The organism is Candidatus Brevundimonas phytovorans (assembly GCA_029203145.1).
In the GTDB taxonomy this organism is placed as follows: Bacteria; Pseudomonadota; Alphaproteobacteria; order Caulobacterales; family Caulobacteraceae; genus Brevundimonas; species Brevundimonas phytovorans.
On sequence record CP119309.1, the window covers coordinates 1,362,015 to 1,374,869 of the forward strand.

The 12,855-nt window shown below is 66.5% G+C and carries 14 protein-coding genes; 8 read left to right on the forward strand and 6 right to left on the reverse strand.

The window, feature by feature from the left end; translation table 11 throughout:
* Positions 1-68: 68 nt before the first annotated feature.
* Both P0Y52_06480 and P0Y52_06485 read left to right on the forward strand, forming a co-directional pair.
* Positions 69-620, forward strand: a complete 552-nt coding sequence (locus P0Y52_06480; GenBank protein ID WEK59183.1) for a cytochrome b — start codon at positions 69-71, stop codon at positions 618-620.
* Complete coding sequence (locus P0Y52_06485; protein WEK59184.1) at positions 617-1,537, forward strand: L-threonylcarbamoyladenylate synthase; 921 nt, start codon at positions 617-619, stop codon at positions 1,535-1,537. Before P0Y52_06480 ends, P0Y52_06485 begins: the two co-directional genes overlap by 4 nt.
* A gap of 300 nt (positions 1,538-1,837) precedes the next feature.
* Here P0Y52_06485 and P0Y52_06490 read toward each other — a convergent pair whose 3' ends face one another.
* From P0Y52_06490 to P0Y52_06505, 4 genes are all read right to left on the reverse strand, one after another.
* Positions 1,838-2,863, reverse strand: a complete 1,026-nt coding sequence (locus tag P0Y52_06490) for a patatin-like phospholipase family protein (GenBank protein WEK59185.1) — start codon at positions 2,861-2,863, stop codon at positions 1,838-1,840.
* A 131-nt stretch (positions 2,864-2,994) separates the two neighbouring features.
* On the reverse strand, positions 2,995-3,792 hold the full coding sequence (locus P0Y52_06495) for a 3-hydroxybutyrate dehydrogenase (GenBank protein ID WEK59186.1): 798 nt from the start codon (positions 3,790-3,792) through the stop codon (positions 2,995-2,997).
* 64 nt (positions 3,793-3,856) lie between these two features.
* The gene (gene yaaA / locus P0Y52_06500) at positions 3,857-4,630 is read right to left on the reverse strand and encodes a peroxide stress protein YaaA (GenBank protein WEK59187.1); all 774 of its coding nucleotides are present in this window, start codon (positions 4,628-4,630) and stop codon (positions 3,857-3,859) included.
* 94 nt (positions 4,631-4,724) lie between these two features.
* On the reverse strand, positions 4,725-6,128 hold the full coding sequence (locus P0Y52_06505) for an FAD-binding oxidoreductase (GenBank protein WEK59188.1): 1,404 nt from the start codon (positions 6,126-6,128) through the stop codon (positions 4,725-4,727).
* Between the two features lie 77 nt (positions 6,129-6,205).
* On the opposite strand from P0Y52_06505, the gene P0Y52_06510 reads away from it, so the two are divergent.
* From P0Y52_06510 to P0Y52_06520, 3 genes are read left to right on the forward strand one after another with little or no spacing between them, the layout of a single operon-like run.
* Positions 6,206-6,685 carry an NUDIX hydrolase gene (locus P0Y52_06510; protein WEK59189.1) on the forward strand — a complete coding sequence of 160 codons (480 nt, stop codon included), beginning with the start codon at positions 6,206-6,208 and terminating at the stop codon, positions 6,683-6,685.
* Positions 6,686-6,710: 25 nt separating this feature from the next.
* Complete coding sequence (locus P0Y52_06515; protein WEK59190.1) at positions 6,711-7,748, forward strand: SPFH/Band 7/PHB domain protein; 1,038 nt, start codon at positions 6,711-6,713, stop codon at positions 7,746-7,748.
* Between the two features lie 3 nt (positions 7,749-7,751).
* The gene (locus P0Y52_06520; protein WEK59191.1) at positions 7,752-8,210 is read left to right on the forward strand and encodes an NfeD family protein; all 459 of its coding nucleotides are present in this window, start codon (positions 7,752-7,754) and stop codon (positions 8,208-8,210) included.
* Positions 8,211-8,381: 171 nt separating this feature from the next.
* Here P0Y52_06520 and rnhA read toward each other — a convergent pair whose 3' ends face one another.
* A complete protein-coding gene (rnhA, locus tag P0Y52_06525) occupies positions 8,382-8,834 on the reverse strand; it encodes a ribonuclease HI (protein ID WEK59192.1) in 453 nt (150 codons plus the stop codon).
* A 110-nt stretch (positions 8,835-8,944) separates the two neighbouring features.
* On the opposite strand from rnhA, the gene P0Y52_06530 reads away from it, so the two are divergent.
* From P0Y52_06530 to tatC, 3 genes are read left to right on the forward strand one after another with little or no spacing between them, the layout of a single operon-like run.
* Entirely contained in the window at positions 8,945-9,163 is a 219-nt protein-coding gene (locus tag P0Y52_06530; GenBank protein ID WEK59193.1) for a twin-arginine translocase TatA/TatE family subunit, read from the forward strand.
* Positions 9,164-9,189: 26 nt separating this feature from the next.
* On the forward strand, positions 9,190-9,738 hold the full coding sequence (gene tatB, locus P0Y52_06535) for a Sec-independent protein translocase protein TatB (protein ID WEK59194.1): 549 nt from the start codon (positions 9,190-9,192) through the stop codon (positions 9,736-9,738).
* A complete protein-coding gene (tatC, locus tag P0Y52_06540) occupies positions 9,735-10,622 on the forward strand; it encodes a twin-arginine translocase subunit TatC (protein ID WEK59195.1) in 888 nt (295 codons plus the stop codon). The genes tatB and tatC overlap by 4 nt, the downstream gene beginning before the upstream one ends.
* Before the next feature lie 146 nt (positions 10,623-10,768).
* Here tatC and P0Y52_06545 read toward each other — a convergent pair whose 3' ends face one another.
* The gene (locus tag P0Y52_06545) at positions 10,769-12,802 is read right to left on the reverse strand and encodes an ATP-binding protein (protein ID WEK59196.1); all 2,034 of its coding nucleotides are present in this window, start codon (positions 12,800-12,802) and stop codon (positions 10,769-10,771) included.
* Positions 12,803-12,855: the final 53 nt, after the last annotated feature.

Here is a 12,855-nt window from a genome sequence, read left to right on the forward strand (position 1 = left end):
AGGGTGCTTGGACTTTGGTCGTGGTTCGCGGCAATCTCTGCCCCAGTGCCGTCGCGGAAGGAAAGACCTTGGCCGAGCCTCGAAACCGCTATTCGACCGTGTCGTTGATCCTGCACTGGGTCATCGCCTTGGCCGTGGTGGCGCAAATCCTGTTGATCATGGCCCACGACGCGACCGAAGGCGCGCTATCGCGAGAGTTCACCCAGACCCACAAGGCCGTGGGGGTGACGATTCTGGTGCTGACGCTGGCGCGGCTGGGGTGGCGACTGGCCAACCCGTTGATCGCCCTGCCGCCGGAGACGCCGAGGTGGGAGCGGATTCTGTCGCGCGGGACACAAATCGCCTTCTACGCCGTCCTGCTGATCATGCCGCTGACCGGGTGGCTGGCGTCGTCGGCCGCCGGGCGCGACATCAGCTGGTTCGGCCTGTTCCAGTGGCCCCTGCTGCCGATCGGCGGCGGGCGCGAGGCGGCGGGCCAGTTTATGGACACGCACGAGATGGTGGCCAAGCTGCTCTATCTGCTGATCGTCCTGCATGTCGGCGGCGCGCTGAAGCACCAATTCATCAACCGGGACAACGTGCTGCACCGCATGATCCCCCTGATCCCGCGCCGGCCATGAAGGGCGACACCCCTGAGATCGCCGCAGAGGCGCTTAAGACCGGCCGGCTGGTCATGCTGCCGACCGAGACGGTCTATGGGCTGGCGGCTGACGCCTCGAACCCGCAAGCGGTGGCGCGCATCTTTGAAGCCAAGGGAAGACCGCGCTTCAACCCCTTGATCGCGCACGTCGCCAACGCCCTGGACGCCGAGACGATCGCCGTGTTCGACGACCGCGCGCGGGCGTTGGCCGAGGCCTTCTGGCCCGGCCCCCTGACCATCGTGGCGCCGGTGCGGGACCGCGAGCGGGTCTGCGATCTGGCCCGCGCCGGTCTGGACAGCGTGGCTGTGCGGGTGCCAGGGCATCCGCGCGCCAGGGCGGTGATCGCGGCCTTTGGCGGGGCGGTCGTCGCGCCTTCGGCCAACCGTTCGGGCCGCCCCAGTCCGACGACGTTTGACGACGCGCTGGAGGAGACCGGCCATGCGGTCGGCGCCGCCGTGGACGGCGGGCCGTGCGCGGTCGGTGTCGAGAGCACCGTCGTGTCCGTGCTGGACGGTCAGGTGGCCCTGCTGCGTCCCGGTTCGGTGACGCGCGAGGAGTTGGAGGCCGTGGTCGGGCCGCTGGCCGAGAACGGGCAGGGGCATCGCTCGCCCGGCCGACTGGCCCTGCATTACGCCCCCGACGCCCCGGTGCGGATCGAGGCCGAGGCGGCAAAGGAAGGCGAAATCCTGCTGGGCTTTGGCCCCGCCGTCGGCGAGCCGCGCTGGAGCCTGAGCCCGACCGGCGATCTGCGCGAGGCGGCGGCCAATCTGTTCCGCCTGCTGCGTGAAGCCGACCGCACCAAGCCCGCCGGCATCGCCGTGTCGCCGATCCCGGCGACGGGGTTGGGCGAGGCGATCAATGATCGACTGCGACGCGCGGCGGGCTTCGTCGGCTGATCGCCGTTGCACTGCGCTAAGAAAAAAACAGTCCAATTGGTGCAATGAGCGGAGGGCGCAGCCGCAGCGCGCCGGGCTGTTAAGCGAGGCGGCTGGGCGTGGGGCGGGAGCCGGGGTCCTGATGCGGACGGCGGCGAGCGGGTTTGTCAAAGACCGTCTGAAGGTCTGCAGTGTGACGCGACCGGTCGCTCAGGCGAGCCATTTGGCCGTGGGGGCTCGCGACGCCGGGTTTTATCAGGGATTGGCGCACGGCGTTGCGATAGCGGAGCCGCGACAGTGCGCAGACCGCAGCTTCTTCGCCTAAAGGAAACGGGCCTTCAGATCGACGCTTGAGGCCTGGCCGACCTGAGGCGCGCAGGTTTCCAACCATTGCTCCGCCGCTTGCCGTCCGCGCGACTTCAGGTCGTTGAGGAAGCTCCATTCGGTGTCGAACTTGGTCGACAGCGACAGACTGCCCAGCCAGTCGTCGGCCTCGATGGCGTGCATGCGGACGGCGCGATGGCGGTCCTCGTTGCGGCTGAGCCTGCCCTCGGCGATCAGGTCCTGAACGAAGGCGACGGCGCGCAGTTCGGCCACCAGCGGCGCATTAAACAGGATCTCGTTCAGCCGATCCATGATCTCGCCTGCCTCACGCGGGGCATCGTCGCGGACGAAGGGGTTCAGCGGCAGCAGCAGGAGGTCGTCCGGCGTGTCGGCGTAGAACAGCGGCCACAGCGCCGGATTGGCCAGATAGCCGCCGTCCCAGTAGGGCTCGCCCTCGATCTCGACCGCCTGAAACAGATGCGGCAGGCAGGCCGAGGCCAGCAGAACGTCGGGGGTGATCTCAGGTGTTCGGAACAGGCGCGACCGACCGGCGCGAACCGCCGTGGTGGAGACGATCAGCTGGATCTTGGAGCCCCGCACAGCATCGAAATCGACAGCGGTTTCCAGCACGCGCTTCAACGGGTTCAGGTTGAACGGGTTGAAAGAGTAAGGGCTCATCGACATGGCCAGCGTCTCGCCCGCCTTCCACATCGGGCTGTCCTTGAGCCAGCCGGGGGTAAGGGCCTTGGACCAGATAGCGCTGTCGCCGAAGACGTTGCGGCCGCCGGATTGATTGACCTCACGCCACAGCTTGTCCAGCGCGGCGCGGCCGCCCTCGGCGCCGCCCTGTTCCAGTCCGGTGATCAGGGCCGCAGCGTTCATCGCCCCCGCCGAGGCGGCGGTGACAGCGCGGATGTCGAGAAGGTCGGCCTCAAGAAGCCGGTCCAGCACGCCCCACTGAAAGGCGCCGTGCGAGCCGCCGCCCTGAAGCGCCAGGCAGATGGGTTTGCGTTTCGTCGCCATACCTCACTCCGTTATCCCGGCCACAGCGTAGCGAAGAGCCGGGGCCGCCGGAAGCGCGAGCGCCGGGACAGTCGTGTCTCTAGCGGTCCTGGATAACGGCTGCGCCGTTTCCGGGATGACGGGGGCGCGGCCTATTGCGCGGTCCAGCCGCCATCGACAGAGAAGTGCGAGCCGTTGGCCGAGGCGCCGAGATCGGACACCAGATAGAGGAAGATGCCCGCCAGTTCGTCAGTCGTGACGAAGCGCTTGGTCGGCTGCGAGCCCAAGATGACGTTCTTCATCACGTCCTCGGGCGTCATGCCGCGCGTGCGGGCCTGATCCTCGATCTGCTTGGCGACGATGGGGGTCTCGACGAAGCCGGGGCAGATGGCGTTGCAGGTGATGTTCTGCTGGGCCAATTCCAGCGCCACCGTCTTGGTGAAGCCGATCACGCCGTGCTTGGCGGCGACATAGGCCGACTTGAACGGGCTGGCGACCAGGCCGTGGGCCGAGGCGATGTTGACGATGCGCCCGCGGCCTTGCGCCTTCATGATCGGGATCGCCGCCCTGGTGGCGTAGAAGGTCGAGGACAGGTTGATCGAGATGATCTTCTCCCACGCCTCGGCGGGGAAGTTTTCGACAGCTTCGACGTGCTGGATGCCGGCGTTGTTGACCAGGATATCGAGGCGGCCCAGTTCGCGGTGCGCCGTGGCGACCATGTCGGCGATCTGATCCGGCTGGGTCATGTCGGCGGGGTGGTAGAGGACGCGGACGCCGGTCTCAGCCGCCAGATCGGCGCGGGTCTGTTCGATGACCGCCGGATCGCCCAGGCCGTTCAAAACCACGTCGCCGCCGCATTGCGCGACGGCGCGGGCCAGAGCCAGGCCGATGCCGGAGGTCGAGCCGGAGACGACGGCGACCTGGCCCTTGAGATCGTTCATGGCGAACATGCAGAGAAAACCCGTGGATTAGTATGCTGCCAAGCAGCCTAACCGCAGTCGTTCAATCTGGCGATCAGGAATTTCCCTCTCTGATGAATATCCAGTCCGCATCCGTCGAAAGCGCCTTGTCGAAGCGGTAGCCGTCGCGGTCGAAGGCCTTGAGATCCTGGGCTTTTTCGATGCGATTCTCGATGGCGTAGCGGGCCATGGCGCCGCGCGCCTTCTTGGCGAAGAAGGAGATGATGCGGGCCTCGCCGTCCTTGCGTTCCTTGAAGTGGGGCGTGATGACCGGCAGCTTCAGCGCCTTGGCGTCGACGGCGCCGAAATATTCCTGGCTGGCCAGATTGACCAGGGTGCGGTCGGGCAGGGGCGCCGCGTCCTCGTTCAGGCGCAGCGAGATGCGCTCGCCCCAGAAGTCGTAGAGGGTGGCGCCGCGCGGGGTCTTCAGGCGCGTGCCCATCTCCAGCCGATAGGGCTGGATGGCGTCCAGCGGACGCAGCAGACCGTAGAAGCCCGAGAGGATCCGCAGGTGATCCTGAGCCCAGGCCAGATCGGCGGGGGCCAGCGAGCGCGCGTCCAGTCCATCATAGACGTCGCCGGCGAAGGCGAAGACGGCCTGGAGCGCGCCCTCGGTCGTCTCGTTGTCGAAAGCCTGGAAGCGTTCGTAATTCAGGTCGGCCAGAGCGTCGGAGATCGACATCAGGCGGCGCAGGTCGGCCCGGCTCAGCTTGCGCGTCACCTTGGCCAGCTCGGCGGTCTCATCGGCGCAGCGACGCGGGGTCGCGGGCACGTTGAGGGCAGGGGGCGTGAAGTCCAGCCGTTTGGCCGGGGACAGGACGATCAGCAAGGCGACACAGGCTCCGAAACATCGGGAAGCGGGCCTCATAGGCCGCTTCCGTGACGATTTGAACCGTCGGCGGCGTCACATGCGGTCGTGAGGCCTAGAAGAGGACCGCCGGATTCATGATCCGCTGCGGGTCGATGGCCTGACGGACAGCCTGCATGGTCGCGATCTCCAGCGGCGACTTGTAACGGCGCGCCTCGTCGGTTTTGAGCCGCCCCAGACCGTGTTCCGCCGAGATGGAGCCGTTGTAGCGGGCCACGATGTCGTGGACGATTTCGGAGCCTTGCATCCAGCGGGCGATGAAGGCGGGGACATCTTCGCCGACGCCGGGGATCACGTCATAGTGAAGGTTGCCGTCGCCGACGTGGCCGAAGACCGAGACACGGCAACCGGGGTGGAACTTCTCGACCGCCGCCGTGGCCTCGTCGATGAAGTCGGCGATTTGCGACACGGGGACCGAGACATCGTGCTTCCAGCCGCCGCCCTCGGGCTTGAGCCCCGCCGAGTGTTCTTCGCGCAGACGCCAGAAGGCGGCCTTCTGGGCGTCGTTCTGGGCGATGGCGGCGTCGATGATCAGGCCTTCCTCGAAAGCGGCGGTCAGCAGCCGCTCCATGGCCGAATCGGCGCCGCCGGGCTCGCCCGAGGTCAGCTCGATCAGGACGTACCAGGCGGGCGTGGATTCCAGCGGCTCGCGCGTGTCGGGAATGTTCTTGAGCACCAGGGCCATGCCGAGACGCTTCATCAGCTCGAAGGCCTCAACCCCGCCGCCGGTCTCGGCCTTGGCGCGGGCCAGCAGGGCCACGGCGGCGTGGTGGCTTTCCAGCCCGACGATGGCCGTGGCGCGGCTGCGCATGATGGGGAAAAGCTTCAGCGTCGCCGCCGTGACGACGCCCAGCGTGCCCTCGGCGCCGATGAAAAGCTGCTTCAGGTCATAGCCGGTGTTGTCCTTGCGCAGGCGCTTAAGGCCATTGAACACCTGGCCGTCGGGCATGACGGCTTCGATGCCCAGCACCAGGTCGCGCATCATTCCGTAGCGCAGCACCGCCGTGCCGCCCGCGTTGGTCGAAATGACGCCGCCGATGGTGGCCGAGCCTTCAGCGGCGAGGCTGAGCGGGAAGAAGCGGTCCTTCTCCCGGGCCAGTTGCTGCGCCTCCAGCAGGGTGACGCCGGCCTCCAGCGTCATGGCGTCGTCCAGCGGCGTGACGTCGCGCACGGTGCGCAGCTTGCGCGTGGATAAAAGGACTTCGCCGAACGGAATCTGGCCGCCGACCAGGCCGGTGCCGCCGCCCTGGGTGACGACGGCGACGCCGTGGCGGGCGCAGATCGCGACGGCTGTGGCGACTTCTGCGGTCGTGCGCGGCTGCAGCAGGATCGGGGTTTCGCCCGTCCAGCGCCCGCGCCATTCGGTCAGCCAGGGGGCCATGTCGTCGGCGTCCTGGGTCCAGGCGCCGGGCAGGGCGGCTTTCAGCTCTTCGATGGCGGCGGGCGTGGGGAGGGTCATATCCGCCTTGTGGCAAAAGGCGTGGCGTGGTGGAAGCGCAAAACCCTGCCTCCAGGCGGTCAATTTGCGGAGAAAACATGATTCCGACCCCGGCTGTGGGCGTGGTCTGCCTGAAAGGCGACGAAGTCCTGCTGATCCGGCGCGGCACGCCGCCGCGTCAGGGGGAGTGGAGCCTGCCCGGCGGGCGACTGGAGCCGGGCGAACGGCTGGCCGACGCGGCCTTGCGTGAACTGCGCGAGGAGACGGGCGTTGAGGCGGAGTTGATCGGTCTGATCGACGTGGTCGACGGCCTGTTTCCAGAGGCGGGGCGGCACTATGTCCTGATCGACTACGCCGCGCTGTGGACGGGCGGCGATCCGGTGGCGGGCGACGACGCCGCCGAGGCGGTGTTCGTGCCGTTCGAGGACGCGCTGCGGCGGGTGGACTGGTCCGAGACGCGGCGGATCATTCGTCGGGCGCGGGCGATGGCGGCGTCCCATGGAGCGAGAGGGGGCGCTGACGGCCTTGTCATCGCCGGTGAACCGGATTCGGTGGCGCGAGGGCAGGGCGACCGTTAAGCTCCGCTCTCAACCGGAGGGGCTTATGGATTTCTCGATTTTCTTCTTTGTGGTGTTCGCGGCCTTCGCGATCATCTTCCTGTTCAGCGTCATCAAGATCGTGCCGCAAGGCCGTGAATTCACGGTGGAACGCTTTGGCAAATATACCAAGACGCTGAAGCCGGGCATCAGCATCCTGACTCCCTTCGTCGAACGGGTCGGTCGGCGCATGAACATGATGGAGCAGGTCCTGGACGTGCCCCAGCAGGAGGTCATCACCAAGGACAACGCCATGGTGAAGGTCGACGCCATCGTCTTCATTCAGGTGATGGAAGCCTCGGCCGCCGCCTATCGCGTTGAAAACCTGCCCTACGCCATCACTCAGCTGTGCATGACCAACCTGCGCACCGTGGTCGGTTCGATGGAGCTGGACGAGGTCCTGTTCCAGCGCGATTCGATCAACTCGCGTCTGCTGACCGTCATCGACGCGGCGACCGAGCCGTGGGGCGTCAAGGTCAACCGAATCGAGATCAAGGACCTGACCCCGCCCGCCGACATCACCAACGCCATGGCGCGTCAGATGAAGGCCGAGCGCGAGAAGCGCGCGGTCATCACCGAGGCCGAGGGCGAGAAGCAGGCCGCCATCGCCCGCGCCGAGGGCGCCAAGCAGTCGGCCATTCTGCAGGCTGAAGGGCGCCGCGAAGCCGCCTTCCGCGACGCCGAGGCCCGCGAGCGTGAAGCCGAGGCCGAGGCCAAGGCGACCGCCATGGTGTCCGAGGCCATCGCCCGCGGCGACGTCAACGCCATCAACTACTTCGTGGCCCAGAAATACGTCGAGGCCTTCGCCGAACTGGCCCGCAACCCGACGGCCAAGACGGTCATCGTGCCCGCCGAAATGGGCGGTCTGGTCGGCACCATCGCCGGTCTGGGCGAACTGGTCGGTCTGGCCAAGGAGCAGCAGCAGAGCCGCACGGACGTTCGTCGCGAGCCGGCGCGCACGCCCGCGCCTTCGCCCGCCGCCCCGCCGCCGGCCCGCACGGTCGCGCCGCGTCGTCCCGGCGGCGCTGTGCCGACCACGGAGTAGGTCATGGACTTCATCCAGAACCTCTATGCTTCTCAGCCCTTCTGGCTGTGGCTGGCCATCGGCGTGGTCCTGCTGGCGATCGAGGCTGCGGCCTCGACCGAGTGGCTGCTGTGGCCTGCGGTGGCGGCGGGCGTCGTCGCGCTGATCGCGGCGATCTCGCCCAACCTCGGATTGCCGGTCGAGGCGGGGATCTTTGCCGCCCTGACCGTGATCGCCACCCTGGCGTCGCGGACTCTGATCAAGCGGGTCAATCCGACCGATGAGCCGGACATCAACGACCGCGACCTGCGCCTGGTCGGTGCGCGGGCGCGGGTGGTCGAGGCCTTTGTCGACGGTCGCGGCCGGGTCTTCGTCTCGGGCGCCGAATGGCCGGCCGATATCGAAGGCGCGGCGCCCCTGGCCGGCGAGAGCGTGGTGGTCGAATCGGTCGCCGGTCCGCGTCTGCGGGTGCGCGCCCTCTGAGGTCGCCTATTATCGCTCACCCCGGCGAAGGCCGGGGCCCAGATTGTAAGACGCGAGTCTGTCGTCTTGGGCGCACTCGCCTCGAATGGCCGCCGCTCGAGTTCTGTATCTGGATCCTGGCCTTCGCCGGGATGAGCGGAAAAGGGAGCGGAATGGCTGCCGATATGCAGCCTAGCGGCGTCGCATCTCGTCGACGCCGCGATTCGCCAGAGCGTCGGCCCGTTCGTTCAGGACGTGGCCGGCGTGGCCCTTGACCCAGTGCCATTTGACCTCGTGGCGGCTGCGGGCCTCGTCCAGGCGTCGCCAGAGGTCGTCGTTCTTGACCGGCTTCTTGTCGGCGGTTTTCCAGCCGCGGGCCTTCCAGCCCCGGATCCACTCGGTGATGCCCTGCATGACGTATTTGCTGTCGGTGTGCAGGTCGACGCGGCAGGGGCGCTTCAGGGCCTCCAGCGCGGCGATGGCGGCCATCAACTCCATGCGGTTGTTGGTGGTGTTGGGTTCGCCGCCCCAGAGTTCCTTCTCGTGACCGCCGCCAGTTTGCAGAATGGCGCCCCAGCCGCCGGGACCGGGATTGCCCTTGCAGGCGCCGTCGGTATGGATGATGACATGATCAACGAGACTCATGGTCGGGTCCCTACAGCGTCCCTTGGCGCGCCGCCATCAGTCAGCCTATATGACGCACAACAATCAGTCGGATGGGACCGCTTCCGTGGTTCCTTTGAGGAGGTAACGCCATGGGCTCCATGAGCATCTGGCACTGGGCCATCGTCATCGTCGTCGTCGCCCTTCTGTTCGGCGGACGCGGCAAGCTGTCCGGCATCATGGGCGACGCCGCCAAGGGCATCCGCGCCTTCAAGGACGGCCTGAAAGACGACACGGATTCCAAGGGCCCGAAGGACGGCGTCAGCTCGCTGCCCCGCACCGAGGCCGAAAAAGAAGAATTGAACCGCTGATCGCCTTCGCGGAAAGACGCTGAATCATGGGTGGTCTTGGCCCTGGAGTCGGCGGGTTCGAAATCCTTGTCATCGGTCTGGTGGCCCTGCTTGTCGTAGGGCCCAAGGATTTGCCGGTGCTGATGCGCAAGGTCGGTCAGTTCGTCGCCAAGGCGCGCGGCATGGCCAACGAATTCCGCGCGAGCTTCGACGAAATGGCGCGCCAGTCCGAGCTGGACGACCTTCGCAAGGAGGTCGAGGCTCTGCGGACGGGGCAGGGGATGCACCCGCTCGGCGTCGAGGCCGAGGCGGCCTTCAAGGACATCCGCAAGGATCTTGAGGCGCCGTTGGAGGCTCCAGCCCTGGCTGCGCCCGTGGGGGAAGCCGCGACGGTCGCCACAGGCGTGGACGAATGGCCGGACGATTTCCAGCCTGCACTCGAACCGGTCGCCGCGCCCGTCGTCGCTGCTCCCAAGGTCAAGACGACTGCAAAGCCCAAGACGGCTCGCAAGCCGGCGTCGAAGGCCGGCGTCGCCGTCGCCGAGGCTGCTGCGACCAAGCCCAAGACCGTGCGTAAGAAGAAGGTCGATCAATGACATCGCTCGACCGGGACGAGGCCGAGATCGAGGCCTCGCGCGCCCCCTTGATGGATCACCTGATCGAGCTGCGCGGGCGGCTGCTGATCTGCGTGGTGGCCTTCATTGTGGCCTTCATCGGCTGCTTCGCCTTTTCCGAGAAGCTCTACCTGTTTCTGGTCCAGCCCTATGTGGTGTCGGCGGCCTTCCATCAGACGGTGGGCGCGCACGGCCATGTCTCGCCGTTCGATCTGATCCTGGGCACGGCGCGGCTGATCCCGGTGCCGGACGTGGACCACCAGAGCGTCAAGCTGATCTACACGGCGCCGCTGGAAATCCTGTTCACCAAGATGAAGCTAGCGGGTCTGGGCGCCGTGATCGTGGCCTTCCCGGTCCTGGCCTGGCAGCTCTATCGCTTTGTCGCGCCGGGTCTTTACCGCAACGAGAAGGGCGCCTTCCTGCCGTTCCTGGTCGGCGCGCCGGTCCTGTTCCTGCTGGGCGCAGCCCTGGTCTATTTCGTCATGCTGCCTTTCGTCATGTGGTTCTCGCTGAGCCAACAGATCATCGGGCAGGGCGTCTCGGCCGAGCTGCTGCCCAAGGTGTCGGACTACCTCAACCTGGTGACGGCGCTGATCCTGGCCTTCGGCCTTTGCTTCCAGTTGCCGGTCGTCATGACCTTGTTGGGCCTGGCCAACCTGATCAGCTCCAAGGTCATGGCCAAGGGCCGCCGCTACGCCATCGTGGCCGTGGTCGTGGTCGCCGCCGTCGTCACGCCTCCGGACCCCATCAGCCAACTGATGCTCGCCGTGCCCATGGTGCTGCTCTACGAAATCTCGATCTGGTGCGTCCGCATCATCGAACTGCGCCGCAAGAAGGCCGACGCCGCCGAAGGCGTGACCGCCTAGGCATCACCAGGAAGGGCCCGCGCGACGTATCGCGCTCGACTAGACACGAGCTTTTCGCGCACGATCCTAAGCGCCTAAGATATATTATGCGAAGGTCGCCATCTTTGCAGCGGGCGCAAAAGCTGTACGGAGTCGGATTCGCGCCGTCAGGCCTGGGCGGACAGTACGTTGGACGAGCCGCCGGACGCGCTGATCTGGTCCAGGGCCTCGTAGAGGGCCGAGGCCGTGATCGGCTTGGGCAGGTGAAGGTCGGCGCCGGCCAGAAGCGCGCGCGCCACATGCTCGGCCAGGGTGTTGGCGGTCAGCATGATGATGGGGGTCCGGCCCAGCCCCTGCGCCGTTTCCAGATCGCGAATGGCGCGGGTTGCTTCCAGGCCGTCCATTTGCGGCATCATCATGTCCATCAACACGGCGTCGAATTGGGTGGCGCGACAGGCTTCCACGGCCTGAACCCCGTCCTCGACCGCCGTGGTCATGATACCGGCCGCCGACAGGATAAGCTCGGCCACACGGCGATTGGTTTCACTGTCGTCCGCGACCAGGATGTGCGTTAGGCGCGGGCCGTCGCCCTCAACCGCCGGGGCCGCTTCGCGTTCAGGCGCCGCCCTGCCCTGCGGCAACTTGATGTCGAACCAGAAGGCCGAGCCCGTGCCGGGCGTCGACCGACAGTCGATGGAGCCGCCCATGGCTTCCACCAGCTCGCGACAGATCGACAGTCCCAGCCCGGTGCCGCCATATCGGCGGTTGATGCCGCCGTCGGCCTGCTGAAACCGCTCGAAAAGGCTTCGGCTTTGTTCCTGCGAAAACCCGATGCCGGTGTCCCACACCTCGAAACGGAAGACATCGTCCGCGAGCCGCATCACGCTGATGGACACCGACCCGGAGTCGGTAAATTTGATCGCATTGTTCAGCAGGTTGATGATCACCTGCCGTAGCCGCAGGGGATCGCCGACGACAAGTCCGATGTCGTCGTCGTGACACAGGACAAGGTCGAGCCCCTTCTCAGAGGCCTTCAGCGCGCAAAGCTGACAGGCACGCTCCACCTCGGCGGACAGATCGAAGACTTCCTGAGCGATCTCGATCTCGCCAGACTCGATCCGCGCCAGGTCCAAGATGTCGCCGATCAGGCTTCGCAGTTGGTCCGCGGAGGTCTGGATGATCCCCGCGAGTTCCTTCTGGTGATCGGACAGCGGCGTGTCCGTCAAGAGTTCCACCACCCCGATGACCCCGTTGAGCGGGGTTCGCAGCTCATGGCTCATGTTGGCGAGAAAGGCGCTCTTGGCGACGCTGGCGGCCTCGGCTTCGGTCTTGGAGCGGATCAGGGCTGCCTTTTGCGCCTTGCGCTCCGAGATGTTGCGGAGGGTCGCGCTGGTGCGCCTGACGCCGTTTTCATGCCAGACAGCCAGAGACACCTCGACATCGATGATCGAGCCGTCCTTGCATGTGGCCTTGGCCTCGGCGCGCGCCCCGTCAAGCTCGCCGTGGCGGGGCTCGAATCCCTCGCTGCGGGCAAGGGTCTCGATGTCATGACAGGTCAGGCCGATCAGTTCACCGGTCTGTCCCAGGGCTTCTGCAGCCGAATAGCCGAACAGGCGCTCGGCGCCGATGGACCAGTGGATGTAGCGGCTGTTCTCGTCCGCCATGATGACGGCATCCGATGCCGCCTCAAGGGCGCGCTCCAGCGCCCGGTAACGGTGCAGCCCGGCCAGCCGCTCGGCGACAATCCGGCTCAGATCCTGAAGCAGGACAGCGATACCGGCGTCATGCTCGCGCGGTTCCGGGGCGACCAGACAGAGACTTCCCACCGCCCGACCGTTCACCACCAGAGGGGCGCCGGCGTAGAAACAGATGGCCGGAGGGCCCACCACCAGGGGGTTGTCGTGAAACCGCTCGTCCAGACGAGCATCGGGCACCCACAAAACGTCCTCGGGATGCAAAATAGTGTGCCCGCATAGAGCGATAGAGCGGTCTGTCTCGGTCAGATCCAGGCCGCTTCGGGCGATAAACTTCTGATGATCTTCATCCAGCAAAGAGATGAAGGCGGCAGGCGCGCCGGAATGGCGGCGCACAAGATCAAGAATCCCGGCCAGGACAGTATCGTCCCGATACCCTTCTGTGCCCAGGGAGCGGACCATCGCCAGCCGCTCGATCTCGTCATGCGGTTTTTGGGGGATCAACATGCACACCTCACAGGTTCTACCCTTTCTACCCGCCGCATTGACCGTGAGTTAAT

Excerpts from the sequence above, each read along its gene's own strand:
- P0Y52_06485 (WEK59184.1), top strand. The coding sequence starts at position 617 with ATGAAGGGCGACACCCCTGAGATCGCCGCAGAGGCGCTTAAGACCGGC.
- P0Y52_06490 (WEK59185.1), bottom strand. The coding sequence starts at position 2,863 with ATGGCGACGAAACGCAAACCCATCTGCCTGGCGCTTCAGGGCGGCGGC.
- P0Y52_06495 (WEK59186.1), bottom strand. The coding sequence starts at position 3,792 with ATGTTCGCCATGAACGATCTCAAGGGCCAGGTCGCCGTCGTCTCCGGC.
- P0Y52_06505 (WEK59188.1), bottom strand. The coding sequence starts at position 6,128 with ATGACCCTCCCCACGCCCGCCGCCATCGAAGAGCTGAAAGCCGCCCTG.
- P0Y52_06510 (WEK59189.1), top strand. The coding sequence starts at position 6,206 with ATGATTCCGACCCCGGCTGTGGGCGTGGTCTGCCTGAAAGGCGACGAA.
- P0Y52_06515 (WEK59190.1), top strand. The coding sequence starts at position 6,711 with ATGGATTTCTCGATTTTCTTCTTTGTGGTGTTCGCGGCCTTCGCGATC.
- P0Y52_06520 (WEK59191.1), top strand. The coding sequence starts at position 7,752 with ATGGACTTCATCCAGAACCTCTATGCTTCTCAGCCCTTCTGGCTGTGG.
- rnhA (WEK59192.1), bottom strand. The coding sequence starts at position 8,834 with ATGAGTCTCGTTGATCATGTCATCATCCATACCGACGGCGCCTGCAAG.
- P0Y52_06530 (WEK59193.1), top strand. The coding sequence starts at position 8,945 with ATGGGCTCCATGAGCATCTGGCACTGGGCCATCGTCATCGTCGTCGTC.
- tatB (WEK59194.1), top strand. The coding sequence starts at position 9,190 with ATGGGTGGTCTTGGCCCTGGAGTCGGCGGGTTCGAAATCCTTGTCATC.
- tatC (WEK59195.1), top strand. The coding sequence starts at position 9,735 with ATGACATCGCTCGACCGGGACGAGGCCGAGATCGAGGCCTCGCGCGCC.
- P0Y52_06545 (WEK59196.1), bottom strand. The coding sequence starts at position 12,802 with ATGTTGATCCCCCAAAAACCGCATGACGAGATCGAGCGGCTGGCGATG.